Here is a 20,114-nt window from a genome sequence, read left to right as displayed (position 1 = left end):
AAATATTTAATTCTTAAATTGAAATTTGTTTTATTTGTCGGAGCTACGACGATTCCCCATGAAAAACGTTAGCCCCGCCCTAGAAATTTTTGGGTGGGGGTTAGGCGGTGGGAAGAAAATCGGACAAGTTTCCCTGTACTATAAAATTCTCATATTTTCAAGAAGAATTTTTAAAGCTTACTTTGTCGGAACTACGACAATCCCGTTTTTAGGTTCAGCGTAAATCGGCTAAGGTTCGCCACTTGCTCTTTCTGCGGAAATAATATTCATGGCGAAAAAAGCACAGTGTCCCCTTTTGGAATGTCGGGAAATCGCAATAAGAAAGAACAATGGATTTATTTCTCAGCGTCCAGAGGCTCTCTCGAATCTGATACTTTTCCAAAATACTCTTCTAAATAAAACCACTCGATTTGATATTGAATCATTGCTAAATTTACCTTGCAAAATAATAGTGAAAACAAAGGAGTTCTAGGCAAATTTCCCTTTTTAAATTTACAAAAAACGTTAGGTGTTAGTCATAACTATCTCGCTTTCTATCATAACCAATCCCCACAAGTGTTGTATTTCAATATCAATCCGTCGGAGTTCCGACAAATCAACCGTCGATATAATCCTTCAGCTTCTTAGAACGAGACGGATGTCTGAGTCTTCGAAGAGCCTTCGCTTCGATCTGACGAATCCTCTCTCTTGTCACTTTGAATTGATAGCCTACTTCTTCCAACGTTTGAGGATAACCGTCGTCCAAACCGAAACGCATCCGAATTACCTTTTGTTCGCGCGCGGGAAGAGTATGTAACACTTGGCGAATTTGTTCCGCTAAAATACTGGACGCCGCTGCATTTACAGGAGTTTCCACTTCAGTATCTGGAATAAAATCTCCCAATTCCGAATCTTCTTCGGAGCCCACAGGAATTTCCAAAGAAATTGGTTCCCTCGCAACGTTCTTAACCATTTTCACTTTTTGAACCGGCCAACCAAGTCTTTCTGCAATCTCTTCGTTATTTGGATCGCGTCCAAATTCTTGGATAAACAATCTGGTTTCACGAATGACCTTATTGACTTGTTCGATCATGTGAACTGGAACTCGAATCGTTCTTGCTTGATCGGAAATTGCACGTGTAATTGCCTGGCGAATCCACCAAGTAGCGTATGTGGAAAATTTATAACCTTTTTTATATTCGAATTTATCTACCGCTTTGATAAGTCCAATGTTTCCTTCTTGAATTAAATCGAAGAAGTGCATACCACGATTCGCATAACGTTTTGCGATGGAAACCACGAGTCTAAGATTTGCTTTAACGAGCTCTTTTTTTGCTTGGGAAATTTCCCTTTCCCCTTTGATGATTTTTTCGCCCCAGTCTTTGATTTCTTGGACTGTGGAGCCAGCTTCTTGTTCCATACGACGAAGTTTTCTTTCGTTGTTTCGGATGTCCTTGATAACTTCTCGAACCTCGTCTATGTTGACTCCCATCTTGACTTCGATGTCGTCTAACTTTTCATTCTTTTCGATAAAACGATTAAACGCTTTGATGTCTCGGACGTCTTGACCATATTGTGCTTTGATCTTTAAAAAATGACGATCTATTTCCTTGATTCTAAAAACCATGGACTTGATCTTTTGAGAAATTTTTTGAATTTCTTTTTGGGAAACTCCAAGTTCTCTAATCGCGTTGTGTATGATTTCTGTAGAAGCGTCTATCTTCTCTTTAAATTCCTTGTACTTTTTAGAAGTTTCAGAATACTTTCTAATTTTAGAAACTGCTTCTTGAAGAACTTTCTCTTGTTCTTGAATCACTAAAATGTTTTTAAAAAATAATTCTTCTAGTTTATGAGCCTCTTCTGCGTTGAGAGCATACATTTTATCAACTCGAATCAGATCATAAACCTTGATCTTCTTACTTCGAATTTTAGGTAAAAGTTTAATATAATTCGCTCTGAGAATGGAGGAACTTAAGATTGTCTCTTCGATAATCTTTTCTCCCTTTTCAATTCTTTTTGCTAAAAAAACCTCTGTTTCACCGGAAATCAAACTTACCTTACCGATTTCTCTTAAGTAAAGTTTGATGGGATCTTCGGAACCGCTTGTAGAAGCGGAGGATTCTTTTTTCTTTCTAGCTGGTTTAGAATCGTCTTTAGGAACGAGAGTAGAAGCAGGTTCCAGAGTGTTTCTGGTATATTCTTCTACGATTTCGATTCCCATCTCGTGCAGTAGTGTAAAAAAATCGTCTATCTTTTCCGAGTTCAGAATTTTATCGGGAAGTATTTCGTTAATATCATCGTAAGAAACTTCACCGTTTGCTTTTCCGAGGGAAATAATTTTTTGAACCTCGGGCATACTTTGTAGATTTTCCATTCGAACCCCTCTAAATTTATGTGGTTGATTGACTCCGGATATGTTCCAGAATCTTTTCTTTTTCTTTACGGTAAAAACTCAGTTCCGTAAAAATTTCGGGTGTAAAAAAACGTTCTCTTTTTTGATCGAGTTCCCGAATTTTTTCCTCGATTCTAAACTTCTTTTGTTGTAACAAAAGAATTCTAAAGACCTTATGTAGTTCTCCCGGTTCCGTTTTTTCAGAATCTTCTTCTAAAAGATAAGGAGCCAGAATTTGTTTTAAATCCTCCGGAAGTTCGGAGGTTAAAATTCCTACCGGAGAAATTTCTTCTTCTCCCGTGTAAATTGTGTATAAATAATCCCAAAGATAAGAACTTGCAATGTCCATGAATTCCATCGAAGAAATTTCTTCCGAATATGAAAACAACCCAGTATGTTTTACGAGCATGGAAACGATCTTTCTTTCACAATCTAAGGCCGGACCAGAGATTCCCTGAACTTCCTTTAAGTTAGAATTAGTATCGGCATTGGAAGGTCCATTCTTTGCACCAGTTCCACCTTTAAAATCTCTAAGGACTGCATCCATACTAATTCCGAGTTTGTTTGCACCCAATCCGAGTAAGAATTGTTTATCCGTTTCCCGGCCTAGGGTTTGGATGAAGGAATATAAATTTTGAAGTGACTTTCTTTTTTTTTCTGGTAGGGCACGAGAATCTGCGTTTTCCAGCAACTCTTCTACAACAAATTCGGAACCCTGAATCCGATCAGAAAGTATTTCGTGTAATTCTGGTCTGCTAAGTGATTTGGACAGATCAAAAGGGTCTTTTCCTTCTGGAAGAAGTACAATGGAGCATTCCATTCCTTCTTTTAGACAGATTTCCGCGGCTCTTAACGCACCTTTCTTACCAGCTATATCCCCATCTAAAACAAAAGTAACCCTTTCCGCAAATTTTTTAAGAGTTCGAATATGATTTTCTGTAATTGCAGTTCCCATAGAAGCGATAACGTTTTCGTAACCTCTTCTAACCAATCCGATTACGTCTAAATAACCTTCGACGAGCATAGCCTCTCCAGACTTACGGACCCCTTCTCTGGCCTTAAAGAAATTATAAAAGGTTCTACTTTTATCAAAGATCAACGAGGCCTGGCTATTGATATACTTTGCTTCTTTTCCCGGACCTAAAATTCTTCCTGAGAATGCTACCGTTCTGCCAGAAAGATCCAATACCGGAAACATGATTCGATCTCGGAAAAAGTCGTAAGGACGTCCGTTACCAGCTTCTTTTTCTCTGAGAAGTCCTAGTTGAATTGCTCCAGAGATTTCTTCCTTAGTCTTTAACACTTCTTTGGCGAGTGTATCAAAACCTTCAGGGGCATAACCTAAACCGAATAAACGAATTTCTGAGTCTTCTATTTCCCTAGATTTTAGATAATCAAGTGCATTTTTACCTGTGGGGGTATGTAACAGATGTTGATAATATTCAGAAACCTTTAAATTAATTTTATAAAGAAAATCTGAAAATTCAGAATTTTTAGAACTTTTTTCTTCAAGTGGGATTCCAGAATATTCGGAGAGAATTTCCAGAGATCTGGAAAAATCTACTCGTTCGTAACTCATTACAAAACGTATGAGATCTCCGGATGCCTTACATCCAAAACAGTAATAAAATTGTTTTTCTGCGGAAACGTTGAAGGAAGGAGATTTTTCTTGGTGAAATGGACAAAGACCTATAAAATTTTTGCCACGTTTTTTAAGAGGAATAAAACGAGATATATAGGACTCGATGGGAACTTCCCGGTGAATTCGATCGATGAAATCCTTTTTGTTGGACAAAGGGGGCTCACTTAGTACTTAGGAAAGCCTGGATTTAACGATTGCCGAAACTTTAGTACCGTCGATACTTTTTCCTTTGAACGCAGCCATAACCCGCCCCATTACCTTTCCCATATCTTTTGCAGTTGGTTGTAATTCCGCAAAAATTTGATCAATGGTTGCGATTATCTCAGATTCTGGAATTTCAGGAGGAAGATATTCTTTTAGAACGGAAGCCTCACCTTCTTCTTGAGCCAAAAGATCGGTTCTTCCCGCTTTTTGATACATTTGAATTGCATCTAAACGTTTTGCGTATGCTTTTTTGATCACGGAAACTACCTGATCGTCTGCAAGTTCTTTTGCTCCGGTTTTAGTCAGCTCATATTGAATATCAGATTTGAGAAGACGAAGCGTAGAAAGATGAGGTTCTTTCTTTGCTTTCATCGCCTCTTTCAGGTCATCGTTGATTTTTATCTGCAAGGACATAGGTTTTTTAGATTCGAGTAAGTGGAATCAATCGATTCCAAGTTCGACGAAGTCAAAAATTAGGCTTTGTCTTTTTTGGAGAAAAGACGTTTTTTCTTTTCTGCTTTTCTTTTTGCGGATTCGATCGCTTTCTTCTTTTTAATACTTGGTTTTTCGAAGTATTCTCTACGTTTGATCTCGCTCATAATTCCTGCATTTGCACAGTCACGTTTGAAACGTTTTAGAGCAGATTCGATCGACTCTCCGTCTTTTACAATAATTCCTACCATTCGATTTTTAGGTTCCTTTGTTTTAATTGCAATTCTCCAAATGAACACTTGGAGACAAAATACGTGAAAAAATAACTATTTAATTTCTTGTGCAGAAATAGATAGACAAGATACACGATACCAGAAAAAGGGAGGATTCTGTCAAGGGTTTTACGACAAAATTTCAAAAAGGTATTTAGGCGGCAAAAAATTCCGCTTTTTGAATCTCCGAAATTTCAATCTCTGCTACGATTCCAAATTTTCCATTTTTAATGACTACGTCCCCATTCAATCTTCTGTTTTTATCCAATTCGATTACAGTTCCGTTTTTAAGATGAAGTACGATATCGATTCCTCTGTAATCAATATATCGAGCCAGTGTTTTTTTGAACTTTTCCGTTTGATCCATTCTTTCCTCCGAGAATTGCCTCGTGAAAATTTACGGTACAAACGTTCATTCTCTGAAGAATTTTTTGAAAAAGATTTAATTTTAGGTCGATTCTACTTCGCTTAACAAGTGTCAGGTACTTTTGAAAGAAACGAGCAATTGTTTCCAAATTGGTTCGATCGAATCGATCGGAGAATCCAGTTCCATAAATTGAATTTCATAATCTACGATGAGATGGTTTACTTGAAATACTACTTCGTTAAATCTTCCTTGTACAACTTCTATTTTACAATCTGGAGACAAGGTAAGCATGGATCTGGAATTGGCTACATATAGTTTATCATATGGACGAAGATGAGCTTGTATGATGAGTTTAAGCTCTTTTATGATTTCACCAGATTTTTGTTCTCCTAGAAGTTTAAAATAAGAATATAAATCTTGAAAATAAAAATGAGTGACCACAATTTCATTACTCAAAGAATTTCGAATATCTCTAATCATTTGATCTGAAAATTCCTCAAACGGGTCTTCCGTAATTTTATACTTGTGTGTGATCGGTTTGATTGAGGATTCCATCGGAAACTAACTCCTTTCTTCCTTACAAATATCGGATAAGAACCTTCTAAAAAATCGTAAGATTCTTTTGAGTTTTCATTTTCAGACTTTTTATGGGATCTTTTCGCTTGAATTCACAGACCCACAAAAAAACTCTGTTGGAATCATTTTCTTAGAGGAATCTATGTCTGTTCATCCTACACAAACATTGAGTCTTTCCCAGTATTTAATCGAGGAACAGCTCAAATTACCCCAGGCTACTGGAGATTTTACCGCCTTGATGAGCCATTTGGTTTATGCAGCTAAAATTGTTTCCAGAGAGGTTCGAAAAGCGGGACTTTTAGAAAATATTTTAGGTGCGACGGAAACTGTCAATGTTCAAGGGGAAACCCAAATGAAATTGGACGAATACGCAGATAAGGTTTTTAATCATACACTGACTCGTTCGGGTCATCTTTGTATTTTAGGAAGTGAAGAACACGAAGAAACCGTTCCCGTTCCAAACGGGTATAAAATCGGTAAGTATACAATCGCAATTGATCCGTTAGACGGTTCTTCTAATATAGATGCCAATGTTTCTATTGGGACTATTTTTTCCGTTCATTTGAGAAAAAGTCCTGCTGGAACTCCAGGAACGTTAAGCGATCTTTTACAACAAGGTTCTGGACAAAGGGCTGCAGGTTATGTTTTATATGGGTCTTCTACAATGCTTATTCTTTGTACCGGCAAAGGAGTTTCTGGTTTTACGTTAGATCCTTCTTGCGGTGAATTTATACTCTCGCATCCGGATATGCAGATTCCGGAAACGGGTGGAATTTATTCTATCAACGAAGGAAATTATAACTATTGGTCCGACGAAGTAAAAAATTATATTCGTGACATCAAATCGATTGAAGGAGGTAGAAAACCTCAATCGGGTAGATACATTGGTTCCTTAGTTGCGGATTTTCATAGAAATCTTCTAAAAGGAGGAATCTTTCTCTATCCAAACGATACTAAGTCCACGAAATATCCGAACGGTAAATTAAGACTTCTTTATGAAGCGGCTCCTATGGCTTTTATTGCGGAACAAGCGGGTGGTATGGCTGTGACTGTTTATGGAGAAAGAATTCTGGATCTTACTCCTAAAGAGCTTCATGAACGTACGACTTTAGTTGTGGGAAGTAAAAAGGAAGTGGAACATTTTTTAAAGTTTGCTCCTAAAAAATCTTAATCCGAAATAAAAAACATTTTCTATACGTTATATGAAATTGTTCGGGAATATTTTTTGCGAGATTCTATTATTTGTAAATTATATTCTGAGGATTCTCTATAGATTAACACGAGTTCGAAGTAAAGAAATTCATGGTTCATTTTTCTAAAAATTTGTGATCTCGATTCCTAAAATGTGAGAACTACTGCAAATCACGATTTTACGAACAAATTCTAAAATTGTAGGAATTCATACTTTTAGAAAATTCTTTCTCATTTTCTTACGCCGAACTCGTGTTAGATTAGTTTTTTCATTTTTGTGATAGTCGCAAAATGACGATTTTAAGTAAATGTCTGCTTGGACGAAAATTCTTAATAAAACGTGTGAGTTCCTACATTTTAAGTTTTAAAACAAACTCAAAGTATATTAAATTAACGTAAATTCGGCGTAAGAAAATTTAGGCGAATTACTTGCGAATTTCATAGATAGAAATATTGAAAAATTAATTTTCTTTCGTTTTTTTTATTAAAATGAACCCATAAAAAACTGCTTGTAACTCGTAGATATGGATTTTTTCAACAACTATCTGGGAATATCTGCAATTTCTGATTTACCGGTCAAATTCTAAAAATGTCAGAACTATCATTTTTTTTAATTTTCTTATGTTGAACGTATATTGAATTAAAAGAATATTATAAAAAATTAAAATTTCAAAAAGAAATGAAGATTCTAAAAAATCTATCTACATTTAGCAACTTACAAATACAGAGTAACTTATGGGGATTACCATTGTCTTTTTATTAAGGTGGCAATTATTGAACACTTGGGTCGAAGATAGGAACTCTCAGATAAAAACGAGTATATCTTCCGGGTTCACTTTCGAAATTCAAACTTCCTCCGTGTTCTTTTGCAATTCCTAAACTAACCGACAAACCGAGTCCGGTTCCTTTGTCAGCAGACTTTGTCGTGAAAAAAGTTTTAAATATAGATTTTTGAATGTCGATTGGAATTCCTGTGCCGAAATCTTGAATCGAAAATTCAGCATATTTCTTATGATTTTCTTCTACGATAGAATTTTCTAAAATGATTCTTTTTTCGGTATCATATTCTGGATACTTTTGGTTTAAACTGTCCACCGCGTTATTGACTAAGTTCAAAAGGATTTGAAGAATTTGCCCTTCCCTACATTGAATTGAATGTCCCGGTTCTACGTTTTTCCAAGAAGCGTCTATCCGATTCATTTTAAAAATTTGTTGTGTAATCGATTCTAGTTTTACAAGTATTTCTCCTACTTCTACCGGATAAAGTGAACCTTTGTCGTCTCTGGAAAATCGGAGAAGGTTTTTCATAATGGTAGAAATTCGTGCACTTTCGTCTCGGATTTTAGAAGCTAATTGTTTTGCCTTTTCTGAATCTACTTCTCCTTTTGCGATCATTGCCGCGTATTCCGAAATTGCAATTAAAGGATTGTTGATCTCATGCGCCATTGTTCCAGCCATTACTCCCATTGCCTCGAGTTTTTGACTTTGCCTAAGTTGTTCTTCTAATTCGTATCTCTCTTTTTCAGCCTTAATTCGTAATTCATGATCTTCTAATTCGTGTAAGGCTCTTTGTACTGCAGGAAGAAGTTTTTCGATTCTATCTTTAAGTACGTAATCGGTTGCACCCATAGTAAGGGTTTGTATGGCCGCTTCTTCTCCGTAAGTACCTGAAACGAATATAAACGGAGTTGTAGGACAGATCTTCTTTGCCAGTTTCAAAGCGGAGAATCCATCGTATTTAGGAAGGCTAAAATCAGATAAGATTAGATGAGGCTTTTGATCCAGGATTGCCTGAGAGAATCCTTCCGAATCGCTGACATGAATTGGATAATAATCGATTTTGGCTCGATTCAATTGTCTTTGAATCAATTCCAAGTCGACTAAAGAATCTTCTAAGAAAAGGAATTTCCATTTATTCATTTATGTTGTACCACTTTCAATATTTTTATGACGCTTTTTTAAACGTTTTCGTTTCGTGAAAGTTTAGGAAGAGTGAATGAAAACTTAGAACCTTTGTTTACCTCCCCTTCTGCAAATACTTGACCTCCATGGCGTTGCACAATTTTAGATACTATCGCTAGACCTACTCCGGTTCCCTCAAATTCTTCTTGTGTGTGAAGCCTTTGAAATACCTTGAACAATTTATTTGAATAAGCTTTATTAAAACCAACACCGTTATCTTCTATAAAATAGTTATTAAACCCATCCATTTCCTCAAAACCAATCTTGATGAAAGGTGTTTCTCTCGTGGAAGAATATTTAACCGCATTTGAAATCAGATTCATCCATACTTGTTTGAGAGCAGCTCCGTTTGCAAGTGCGTTCGGTAGTTCGTCTACTTGAAACAAGTAGTTCTTTTTAGGATAATTTTGAAGAACGGTTGCTATTACATCTTGTACCATTTTATCCATCTCTATCAACCGGATTGGCAAATCTATTTTTGAAACCTTATGAAAACTCAAAAGATCTTGGATAAGGTGATTCATATAAACCACGTTTTTATGTACGATCTTAAGTGATCTCAGAGCTTCTGGATCCATCTTTTCAGAAAAATCTTCTAAGATGATTTGGAGAAATCCTTCGATTACTAAAATTGGAGCTCTAAGATCGTGTGATACCGAATAACTGAAAGATTCCATGTCTGCATTTGCGTTTTCCAAAGTTTCGATCGTTTTTTTAAGAACGGAAAAGTTATGAACTTTTACGTTTAATTCTTCGGGAGTAAAAGGTTTAATTAGGTAATCATGAGCTCCTTCTTGAAGTAGTTTGATTCTGAAGTTCTGATCTGACTTCGCGCTTAAAAAAAGTATATAAGTGCCTGAAAGTTCCGGAATTTTTTTCAGTTCTTTTAACATCTGGTCCCCACTCATCACAGGCATCATAATATCTGTAACGATAATATCTGGCTTTTCAAGAATTGCCTTTTCTAAACCTTGTTTTCCATCCACTGCCATAGAAAGATTAAAATCATCGCATAACGTATTGAAAATATATTTCCTCATTTCTGCGTTATCTTCTACAATCAGAACCTTAGAACGATTGTAAGAATTAGTTAATTCTTTTGTCTCGATTTTACTCTTTTTCAATTCGTTGATACTACTCATCAAAGCGGGAACAAATTCTTCCGTTTTGACCGGTTGTTCTGTCTCTTCTATATGAATAGGGGCATAAATTGGAATCTGCACTTTAAAAAGAGCTCCTCCTAAAAAAGAATCAAAAACTCCGATAGAACCCAAATGTAAATCTACGAACTCTTTTACAATGGCAAGTCCAAGTCCAGTTCCTCCAAATGAACGGGAATCCCCTTCTTCTATTTGTCTGAATTTTTCGAAGATCTGATCCCTTAGATGTATTGGAATTCCAGGACCATTGTCTGCTATATAAATAGAAGCCATTGTACCTTCTGTTTTTAACTCACAAAGAATTTTGCCAGAATCTGGAACAAACTTAAAAGCGTTTGATATAAGATTCAAAATGATACGTTCCACCTTAGAAACATCCATCTGAATTGGAAAATTTTCTGGAATCATTAGAACAAAATCTATATTTCTTTCTTTTGTTATGGAATCGAAATGGGACGCAATATAACGAATTACTTCGGAAAGATTTGCATTCGAATATTTTAATGTCATTTTTCCTGAATCTAATTTAGAAAGATCTAGAAGGTCGTTTACGTGTTTCAACAAAGTGTAAGAATTCCTTTCTATTGTTTCTAAAAATGTCCTTTGTGTGGAAGTAATTCCTTGATCCTTTAGTAATGCTCTGGTTGGGCCAAGTATTAAAGTCAAAGGTGTTCTCAGTTCATGACTTACGTTTGCAAAAAATTGAGATTTCAATTGATCCATATTGAATAAACGTTGATAAACCTCCTGAATTTCTCTTTCTCTCTGAGTCAATTCTTCGTTGAGCCTAATCAATTCTTTGTTGTTTTTTTGAATCTCTTGGGCCCTTTGATAAATTTCGGTTTCCATAGATACGGTTAGATTTTTAAGTTCTTCTGTGATTTTGTTTTGTTCTTTTCCCTTATTTTTAAGTTGAACAAACTCTGTGACTTCCTCCACTCTATGGACGATGTATATGACTTCTCTTTTTTCGTTTAGAATCGGGGAATTCATTGGGCTCCAATATTTTTCTTCAAATCCTCCTCCTTCTGATTCTGGTCGCCTAACGTCGTATTTTTGAACGGCCATCGTGTTTGGAATTTTTTCCTTTAAAACTAATAAAAGAGAACTATATAAATTACCCACACCATCTGCATTTGGGTCCGAAGGATTATCAGGGAAAACGTCGAAAATTCCTCTGCCTAAAATTTCGTCCCGTTTTGTATTTGTGGCTTTTAAATACGAGTCACTTACCGCGGCGATCCTAAGATCTGGAAAAAGAATGAGGTAAAGCCCAGGAAGAGACTCGAAAATGAGCCGATATTCGTTGTGTTTTAAATCGGTTGAATTTATCATAAATTTCTAATTATGCTTTGAAATCGTGTCAAAGTTATTATTTACTTTGATTTCAAATTGCAAAACATAAAAGTACCAAAAATTAAATGGAATTTCAAATTCTTTTTACTGAAATTTATAATTAGATGCGCTTTAATAAAAAAGTATAACATAATTATTTAAAAAGAAATCGATTTTTCTAAAATAAAAAATGAATCTATATTTATTCAGTTAGATGTACTTTTTAGTAGAAATTTGTCGTCAAAAGTTCAAGATTTTGTCTACTCCTAAGTTGAAATGTTTGAAGTGAAGTATTTCTTGGAGTAGACAAAAATAAATAATTTCTACAGTATACTAGTATACTTTTCTTTAAAAGATCAAATCTTACGTTATTCAATCAACTAACTCTATAATTTATCCAAATTTTACAAATTCAAGTGGTTTTAAAGAACCGAGACTATACTTTTTAGTTTTTGGGGTTGTATTTGTGGAAAGATGATCCAGCCTGAATCGTAGCTTATGGATCCGATTTAGCGTTATTGGATAGTACAAAAATAGTAGACGAATCCAAAAAAACAAAAATTACTTCTATATTTCATGAAACCAGTCTATATTTTTAGAATATTCTAAAAAACGAACGTATTTAATGATATATTATCAAATTGGAACCAATTTATAAAAAATCCGTTTTGTTATTTCTGCAGCCATTCCGTAAATAAGCACAATCCCAACCAACATTCCCAAAAACGAAAGAGGAAGAGGAACCAGACCAAACCAATCCGCGATAGGGCTATAGGGAATGGATATGGTAAAACAAATTACACAAAGAGTTGTTAAAAAAAGAGATCTACTGGGTTTACTCACAAAAAATACATTTCTGGTTCTAATTATAAGTACGATCAAAGAAGCGGAGACGATAGATTCTATAAACCAGCCAGTTCGAAACTGATCTTGATTTACTTTTAATAACCAGTGTAAAACTCCAAATGTAAGATAATCGAAAAACGAACTTACCATCCCAAAAACTACCATAAATTTACGAATTGCGGAAATATCCCAACGTTTCGGAGAAGAAATCATTTCTGAATCTACACGATCTGTTGCGATCGTCATTTCTGGAAAATCGGTCAAAAAATTAGTGAGTAAAATTTGTTTGGGCAAAAGGGGTAAAAAAGGAAGAAACATAGAAACCCCCGCCATACTAAACATGTTTCCGAAGTTTGCACTTGTCGCCATGAACACGTATTTTAGAGTATTTGCAAATGTATTTCTACCTTCTTTAACACCGTCCACAAGAACTTCTAGATCCTTTTCAAGTAAAACCAAATCGGCTGCGTTTTTTGCAACGTCCACCGCCTTTTCTACGGAAATTCCAACATCTGAAGAGTGTAGAGCAGAAACGTCATTGATTCCGTCTCCAATATAACCTACTACATTGCCTGCTTTTTTCAGAGCAATTATGATCCTTTCTTTCCCGTTTGGTTCTATTTCTGCAAATACGTTTACCTTACCAACTTGATGGATCAAAGCTTCGTTACTCATTTTTTCAAGTTCATGTCCGGAAAGAATATTTGGATTTTCTAATCCAATTTGAGAAGACAAATTCATGGCTACAAAACGATTATCGCCGGTAATTACTTTGAGAGTAACTCCTAAATTTTTTAAATTCGTAATCGTTTCTTTGATTTTTGTTTTAGGAGGATCATAAAAAGATAACATTCCTAAAAATACCATATTCTTTTCTTCTAATTTTTCAATTTTTGATTGTTCTCCGATTTCTTTGACTGCGATTCCTAAAATTCTATATCCTTTTGCTCCTAAAGTCTCGTATCTTTGTAGGATTTGATCTCTTACTTTTTCGATTTCAATTTGAGATCCGTCTTGAGATTTTGCCGTGTTACAGATTTCTAATATGTTTATAAGAGCTCCTTTGGTTATAATTCTATGTCCACCAGAATGAGAGACTAAAATACTGAGTCTTTTTCGTTGAAAGTCATAGGGTATTTCGTCTTTTTTTTCAAAACCGGAAAGATTGAAGTTTAAATTCTCTCGAATGGATTGATCGATTGCATTTACAAATCCAGTTTCAAAAGAAGCATTTAAAAAAGCGCTCAATGCAACTTCTTGATTTTCATTTCCGTATATATCTAAAGAAGATTGTAGTTTTACAGTTCCTTCGGTCAAGGTCCCGGTTTTATCAGAACAAATAATGTTCATGTTTCCAAAATTTTCTATAGCCGCAAGTCGTTTAACAATTACCTTTTTTTCTGCCATTTTTCTTGCGCCGTGAGAAAGATTAACGCTTATAATCGCAGGAAGAAGTTGAGGGGTTAGTCCAACTGATAGGGCTAAAGAAAATAAAAAAGATTCTAAAACTGATTTATGAAGAAATACGTTCGCTATGAAAATAGTTATGACTAAAAGAAGAGTAACGTGAAGCAAAAAAAATCCGAACTTACGAACTCCTACTTCAAATTCGGTTTCCATGGGACGTAGTTTTAATCTTTCAGATATTTTTCCAAATTCTGTTTTTTTTCCAGTTTGGATTACAAGTGCAATCGCTTCTCCGCTGACTACGTGAGTTCCCATCCAGAGGGAATTGGTCCTTTGAGAAAGAGAAGAATTTTTGGAAATTGTTTCTATGAATTTTTCTATGGGAAAGGTTTCTCCGGTAAGGGTAGCTTCATTGACAAATAAATCTTTGGACTCAAGTAGGATACAATCCGCTGGAATCATATCTCCTGCGCTCAATTTTAAAATGTCTCCAGGTACTACTTCTTCTGATGGAATTTCTCGAATGGAAGAATTACGCATTACGGAAACTCGAATCTGTACCATTGCAAGAAGTTTGCGAACCGCATTTATAGCTCCTTTTTCTTGCCAAAAGCCTAGTAAACCGCTTAAAAAAACAATCCCTAAAATGATTGTAGCGTCTACAGAGTCCTGAACGATTACGGATAATCCAGCGGCGAATAACAGAAGTAAAACGATCGGACTTTTAAATTGAGAAAAAAATAAACCAATTGCGGTAGTTTCTTTTTTAGAAGAAAGTTTATTTTCACCAAATTGAAGAAGACGTTTTTTTGCTTCTTCTTCGGATAAACCATTTCGATTGGATTGGGTAAGTGTTAGACATTCGTTGGAAGTTAAACTCCAAAAATGAGAAAGTTTGTCTTTTTCAATTTCCATAATCTTTTTTCAGTGAATAGAATTTACTCAACTTAAAAAATGTAAATTTTAATTTAGAGTAAGTTATTTAAACTTCTAAAAGCGTACAAGAAAAAAACTCAGAGTAAAGACAGAATTAATGGAGTTGTCGAAAAATGAATCTCTGTTTCTGTTTTATGAATGATCGAATAGAAACAATTTTATTAATCAGAACTATGGAATTTTTCAACAACTCTAACAGACAAAAAGACTGGCTTAATAATGTTGCTTTTGCAGAGTGAAGGATTTTCTGGAAATACTGACTAGATAAAATATATTATGGCTTTCTAAAGCGTTGATTGACTGTTGTTTTTAGAAGGAAATGAGAATGATGTTCAATCGTTTTTCTTTGAATAGAGTTGTTGAAAAATTTCATAGCAACAATTAACAAAACGCTTCAATCGACCGTTTTCATACAACGAAAACCCATAGAGAATTAATTTTTCAACAATTCTAATGATTTTAAATTAAAAAATATTCCAAATTTTTTAAGTAATTTATTATCCGTACACAAAAAGATAATGTTATGCTGAATTTTTTTAAAAACCTAACATTTCAAAAAGGCCAACGATTTCGAGTTAGACGTAGTTATCTAGAACTTCTGTATCTTTAGTAAAATTGCCCATTCATCATTTTAGTATTATTTTATGTGTTTGATTAGTATATACTGAGAATTTTATAGAAATCTAAAATGTTATCATAGCTAATTATTTTCTGCGAATCACTTCTTTTTTTAATTCTTCTTTGACCGCGTCTCGAGTGCTGCCGGTTTTATTTTTTAATTCTAAAGAATAGTGGATCTGAAATTTGGTCACAACCGGTTTTTCTTCGGAATGTTCCATAGACCAACGTGTTACGTCGTTTTGAACGATTTTAGCGAGATCATTAATTCTGGGGACCCTGGTATTAAAACGAATCGTTTCAAATGCTCCCGTATTTCCGTTCAATACTACGATGATGATTCCATCGTCTATAAAATTGATTTTGTTATAACGAGCCAATTCTTCGCTGATCAAAACGTCTCCCCCTTTATCTACTTTTCTTTTGATAAATTTAGAACCTCTCAATTGACGTAGCTGATAACCGTCGCTCGAAATATGAACTCTAAAATATTCTAAAGGGTCTTTGGAAGGTTTTAAAAAAGAAGCAGGATCTCCCGTATTTAAAGTTGTTTCTTGGCCTTCTTCGTTTAATACAACTTCGTTTTCTCCTGCTGGATTAGGAACCGATTCGTATTTTATCGATTCGTTATCTGTACTTTTTGTAGTAAAACAAGAAAGTAACAAAAATAACAATCCGCTTATTCCTAAAAAAAATAAGGCATTTTTAAAAATGGATTTTGATTTTATAGCCGACATTGATCGTTGATTCTCCGAACTGATTTCTGATTAAAAAATGAAAACTTCTATAAAAATCCAAAATGGAATGGTTTTTAAAAATGGGAACTCTATAAAACCCTAAGACGGTGTCCTCAATATCAATTTTCTTCATAAAGCCACAGTTTTATAATTGTTATTCAATAAAAAATTCATTTTACTATAGACGTCGCAAGAAAATTAATAATATCATAATATTTGAATAAATAAAGTGGCTAGTCCTAAAAAACAGAAAAATCCAAACACATCGGTAAACGTAGTCACAAAAATAGAAGAAGCGATTGCCGGATCAATTCCCAATGCTCGCAAAAACAAAGGAATCGAAGTTCCAATTACTGCGGCGATCATCAAATTAGCTTGTAGAGCCATAAACATAACCATTGAAAGAGTAAAATTTCCGGTAAGAAAATAAACGATCAATCCCGCGATAATTCCTACCATAAAACCATTGAGAATTCCTACAAGACCTTCCTTTCGAATTGCGGATTTCCAGTTTCCAGTTGTAAGATCTCCGGTTGCTAGGTTTCGAACGATCAATGTAATTGATTGTGTTCCCGCATTTCCACCCATTCCAGCGACGATAGGCATAAGAGAAGCAAGTAAGACGTATTTTTCGATTGTTTCTCCAAAAAAGGAAACAACAGAAGCCGCAAGAGAGGCGGTTCCTAAATTGATCATAAGCCAGACCATTCTTCTTCTTGCAGAAGTAAGAACCGAGGAAGATAATTTTTCTTCTTCAGAGACTCCTCCCAAACGAAGAATGTCTTCCGAGGCTTCTTCGTGAACGATATCTAAAATATCATCCACGGTAATTCTTCCTAAAATTCTTCCTAAATCGTCGAGCACAGCCACAGAAACTAAATCATATTTACGAAAAATTTTAGCGATTTCTTCCTGATCCGTATCGTAGTGAATCGAAGTAAATCCGGTTTTCATCAGACGATGTACTTTTGTATTGAGAGGAGCGAGGAATAAATTTTTTAGTTTTACATATCCCTTGAGTACGTTGTTTTCGTCAGTGATATATAAATGATAAATATCATCCGTATCTCTTGCGATTTTTCTAAGTTTGATGATTGCCTTTCGAACCGTATCCGTTTCTACTGCGGAAGCAAACACTGTATTCATTAATCTTCCAGCGGAGTCTTCTCGAAACGTAAGTTGTTTTCTAACTTGAGAAGAATCTTCTTTATCGATCGAATTTAAAATTTCTTCTGCTTTGTCTTTCGGAAATTCGGAAATGAGACTAGATAATTCGTCCGTTTCTAAATTTTCCAGAATGGGAGAAATTTCTTTCATCTGAAAACGAGAGATTAAGTCTGCTTGGAATTCTTCGTCGAACTCTACTAAAATAGAACTCTGCAATTCGGAATCACATCGTTTGAATACATAAAAGGCTTCGTCTTCTTCTAATTTTTCCAGAACCTCCGCTATGTCTGCAGGGTGATTCTGTTTGAGAAAAAGATCTAAAAAAGCGTTTTGTTCGGCTTTGATTTTTTCCGAGAAAAATTCAATCCACTCCTGAGAAGAGGGATTTGCCTTTTCCGAAAATAGTTCGTGTCCCACTCCTCTTTCTTCCATAAACTTCTCTCCAAGAAAAAACGGTTTTTAGTGAACAGGATTGAGAACGGAACCGACTGATCAATGAATTTCTAAACAAACTTTAAAAAAGGAGTGACCCGATCGTAAAGCGCTCCATCTTAGAAAGAAAGTGATCAAGATGAAGCCGTTTCTGAAATTCTATTTTCTCTTCGTTTTAACTTTAAATTCCGTTTCCGCGGACGTATTTTATTATCCTTGGGAATACAACAAAGTGTATAACGAGAAAATCACTTTGGAAATTGAATTGGATTCCCTGAGAACCAGATATAGAAATGAAACTGAAAATTCTAAAAAGGAGCGTTTAGAGTTCGACTCTAAAATTCGTTCTTTGGAAGAATTACTTTCCAGAGAAAAGGAATTTAGAGCCAAAGATAATGATTTAAACATAGAAAAAATTAAAGTTTTAGAGAATCAGATCGCGGTTTTAAAAACGAAAAGTTCTAATAAGGAAAAAGAACTGATCGATGAAAATGAAAAACAATCTAAAAAGTTTAGAGATCTGATTGATGGCTTAAAAGAGGATTTGGAAAGAGAAAGAGAAAATTGTCAAAAAAAAACGGAGGCTCTTCAAAAAGAATACGAAAGAAAAATTTCGGATCTGGAAAGTAGAATTTTAGTTTTAAATGATGAAATCTCTAAATTGAAACATCTTTCTGAAAATCAAAAAAAGGAATTGGATCGTCTTTCTGATCAAGCGAATGAACTGGAAAATAAACTTACCGATGAAATTAAAAAAGGACAGATCCGTCTCAAACGATTTCACGACAGACTTGTAATCAATATAGATGATAAGATTTCATTTGATTCCGGTTCTGCAGATTTAAAAAAACAGATCCTTCCTGCACTGGATAAGATCAAAGAAATTTTGGGAAATTATCCTGGAAATTTAATCATCATAGAAGGACATACCGATAACGTTCCGATTCGAACCAAAAAATTTTCGGATAACTGGCAACTTTCCGGAGAAAGAGCCCTTTCCGTACTTCATTATTTTTTAGAAAGTAAGATTTTAGATCCTAGAAACTTTTCACTCGCTGGTTACGGTGAGTTTCAGCCAATCGTTTCTAACGACACTCCCGAAAATAGAGCACTCAACCGAAGAGTGGATATAGTAGTTGTTCCACGTTGATGGATGATTTTTTTCAACTTTATCACGTAAAAAGAAGTCAGGAGAAAGGTCTAAAAAGATCTATTCTCCTTGCGATTTTAGTTTCTATTTCCATTTTTTTTGTAGAGTTATTTGGAGGATTTCAAAGCGGTAGTATTGCTCTTCTTGCGGATGCGGGACATATCATTACAGATACAATTGCTTTGTCCTTGTCCTTGATTGCTGTATTACTTTCTTCTAAAAAACCGAATTATAGATTTTCATTTGGCTATTATAGAATTGAAATTCTGACTTCTCTTTTAAATTCTATTTTAATTTTTGGGATTTCGTTTTATATCTTTTATGAAAGTATCGAACGATTTCAAAATCAGAAAGAGATTTTGAGTTTTCAGATGATCTTTTACAGTTCTTTCGGAATTATTTTTAATCTAATCAGTGCTTGGATTTTATTTCGTTTTAGTGGCGAAAATATTAATATCAAGTCTGCTTACGTTCACGTTTTAAGTGATCTTTTATCTACGGTCGGAGTTTTAGTTGGTTCTATTTTAATTTATATTACGAATTGGAACTGGATTGATCCTTTGATCAGCGTTTTGATTTCGATTTTAATTTTACGTTCTGCCTGGGGAATTTTTAGGGAAACAATATTCGTTCTTTTGGAATCCTCTCCAAATACATTCGAAATTACTCATATTCTAGAATACGTTCGTAAGGTGGAAGGAGTAAGTCAAATTTTGGATTATCACTTTTGGGCAATTACGAGAGGAATTTATGCTTGTACTTTGAGGGTTTCGATTGTGGATTTAAAATTTGCAGAGGAAGTTGTATTTAAGTTCAATCAAATTTTGAAATCTTCTTTTGGATTTGATTTTGTTACTATTCAATGTGAAGTGCCGAATTTAACCGAAAAAATTCAAGAACTACCTCTTGCAAATTATCAGGAAATAAATCAACATCATCACCATCATTAAATTTTCAAGATTCATTTCGTAAAATCCATGATTTGTAATAGTTCCCACATTTTGAAAGTTTGATTGTAAAACTTCGATTTATAATAGTTCCCACATTTTGAAAGTTTGACTGTAAAACTTTGATTTATAATAGTTCCCACATTTTGAAAGTTTGACTGTAAAACTTTGATTTGTAATAGTTCCCACATTTTGAAAGTTTGACTGTAAAACTTCGATTTGTAATAGTTCCCACATTTTGAAAGTTTGACTGTAAAACTTCGATTTGTAATAGTTCCCACATTTTGAAAGTTTGACTGTAAAACTTTGATTTGTAATAGTTCCTACGGTTCCCATTTTAAAAATGATCTAAGATTTTCTTT

At 34.7% G+C, this 20,114-nt stretch carries 16 protein-coding genes; 5 read left to right on the top strand and 11 right to left on the bottom strand.

What is annotated here, in order from left to right:
* Positions 1-58 precede the first annotated feature (58 nt).
* Both BW942_RS21370 and BW942_RS02475 read left to right on the top strand, forming a co-directional pair.
* Positions 59-223, top strand: a complete 165-nt coding sequence (locus BW942_RS21370; protein WP_000800311.1) for a hypothetical protein — start codon at positions 59-61, stop codon at positions 221-223.
* 45 nt (positions 224-268) lie between these two features.
* A complete protein-coding gene (locus BW942_RS02475) occupies positions 269-472 on the top strand; it encodes a hypothetical protein (protein WP_001074417.1) in 204 nt (67 codons plus the stop codon).
* A 123-nt stretch (positions 473-595) separates the two neighbouring features.
* On the opposite strand, the gene rpoD is transcribed toward BW942_RS02475, so the two are convergent.
* The 6 genes from rpoD to BW942_RS02440 form a co-directional block, all read right to left on the bottom strand.
* Positions 596-2,353, bottom strand: a complete 1,758-nt coding sequence (gene rpoD / locus BW942_RS02470; protein ID WP_000429410.1) for an RNA polymerase sigma factor RpoD — start codon at positions 2,351-2,353, stop codon at positions 596-598.
* A 16-nt stretch (positions 2,354-2,369) separates the two neighbouring features.
* The gene (dnaG, locus tag BW942_RS02465) at positions 2,370-4,166 is read right to left on the bottom strand and encodes a DNA primase (RefSeq protein ID WP_000066266.1); all 1,797 of its coding nucleotides are present in this window, start codon (positions 4,164-4,166) and stop codon (positions 2,370-2,372) included.
* A gap of 18 nt (positions 4,167-4,184) precedes the next feature.
* Complete coding sequence (locus tag BW942_RS02460) at positions 4,185-4,631, bottom strand: GatB/YqeY domain-containing protein (RefSeq protein ID WP_000058095.1); 447 nt, start codon at positions 4,629-4,631, stop codon at positions 4,185-4,187.
* A 59-nt stretch (positions 4,632-4,690) separates the two neighbouring features.
* Entirely contained in the window at positions 4,691-4,900 is a 210-nt protein-coding gene (gene rpsU, locus BW942_RS02455; protein ID WP_000232823.1) for a 30S ribosomal protein S21, read from the bottom strand.
* Positions 4,901-5,075: 175 nt separating this feature from the next.
* A complete protein-coding gene (locus BW942_RS02450; RefSeq protein ID WP_000372884.1) occupies positions 5,076-5,288 on the bottom strand; it encodes a hypothetical protein in 213 nt (70 codons plus the stop codon).
* A gap of 111 nt (positions 5,289-5,399) precedes the next feature.
* Complete coding sequence (locus BW942_RS02440) at positions 5,400-5,843, bottom strand: hypothetical protein (protein ID WP_000445974.1); 444 nt, start codon at positions 5,841-5,843, stop codon at positions 5,400-5,402.
* Between the two features lie 163 nt (positions 5,844-6,006).
* Between BW942_RS02440 and fbp the strand changes: the two genes are divergently transcribed.
* A complete protein-coding gene (fbp, locus tag BW942_RS02435; RefSeq protein WP_000110726.1) occupies positions 6,007-7,035 on the top strand; it encodes a class 1 fructose-bisphosphatase in 1,029 nt (342 codons plus the stop codon).
* 791 nt (positions 7,036-7,826) lie between these two features.
* On the opposite strand, the gene lvrB is transcribed toward fbp, so the two are convergent.
* From lvrB to mgtE, 5 genes are all read right to left on the bottom strand, one after another.
* The gene (gene lvrB, locus BW942_RS02430) at positions 7,827-8,975 is read right to left on the bottom strand and encodes a hybrid histidine kinase/response regulator LvrB (protein ID WP_001045809.1); all 1,149 of its coding nucleotides are present in this window, start codon (positions 8,973-8,975) and stop codon (positions 7,827-7,829) included.
* A gap of 38 nt (positions 8,976-9,013) precedes the next feature.
* The gene (gene lvrA / locus BW942_RS02425; protein ID WP_000610939.1) at positions 9,014-11,512 is read right to left on the bottom strand and encodes a hybrid histidine kinase/response regulator LvrA; all 2,499 of its coding nucleotides are present in this window, start codon (positions 11,510-11,512) and stop codon (positions 9,014-9,016) included.
* A 636-nt stretch (positions 11,513-12,148) separates the two neighbouring features.
* Complete coding sequence (gene mgtA, locus BW942_RS21365; protein WP_000402038.1) at positions 12,149-14,680, bottom strand: magnesium-translocating P-type ATPase; 2,532 nt, start codon at positions 14,678-14,680, stop codon at positions 12,149-12,151.
* A gap of 725 nt (positions 14,681-15,405) precedes the next feature.
* On the bottom strand, positions 15,406-16,056 hold the full coding sequence (locus BW942_RS02415; protein ID WP_001274122.1) for an LA_2219 family laminin/E-cadherin/plasminogen-binding protein: 651 nt from the start codon (positions 16,054-16,056) through the stop codon (positions 15,406-15,408).
* A 207-nt stretch (positions 16,057-16,263) separates the two neighbouring features.
* Entirely contained in the window at positions 16,264-17,655 is a 1,392-nt protein-coding gene (mgtE, locus tag BW942_RS02410; RefSeq protein ID WP_000392647.1) for a magnesium transporter, read from the bottom strand.
* A 139-nt stretch (positions 17,656-17,794) separates the two neighbouring features.
* Between mgtE and BW942_RS02405 the strand changes: the two genes are divergently transcribed.
* Both BW942_RS02405 and BW942_RS02400 read left to right on the top strand, forming a co-directional pair.
* Entirely contained in the window at positions 17,795-18,805 is a 1,011-nt protein-coding gene (locus tag BW942_RS02405) for an OmpA family protein (protein WP_000802062.1), read from the top strand.
* The gene (locus BW942_RS02400; protein WP_000340844.1) at positions 18,805-19,755 is read left to right on the top strand and encodes a cation diffusion facilitator family transporter; all 951 of its coding nucleotides are present in this window, start codon (positions 18,805-18,807) and stop codon (positions 19,753-19,755) included. The genes BW942_RS02405 and BW942_RS02400 overlap by 1 nt, the downstream gene beginning before the upstream one ends.
* Positions 19,756-20,114: the final 359 nt, after the last annotated feature.

The sequence above is a fragment of the Leptospira interrogans genome (assembly GCF_900156205.1).
Classification (GTDB): domain Bacteria; phylum Spirochaetota; class Leptospiria; order Leptospirales; family Leptospiraceae; genus Leptospira; species Leptospira interrogans.
This window is presented reverse-complemented; position numbering and strand designations above follow the sequence as displayed.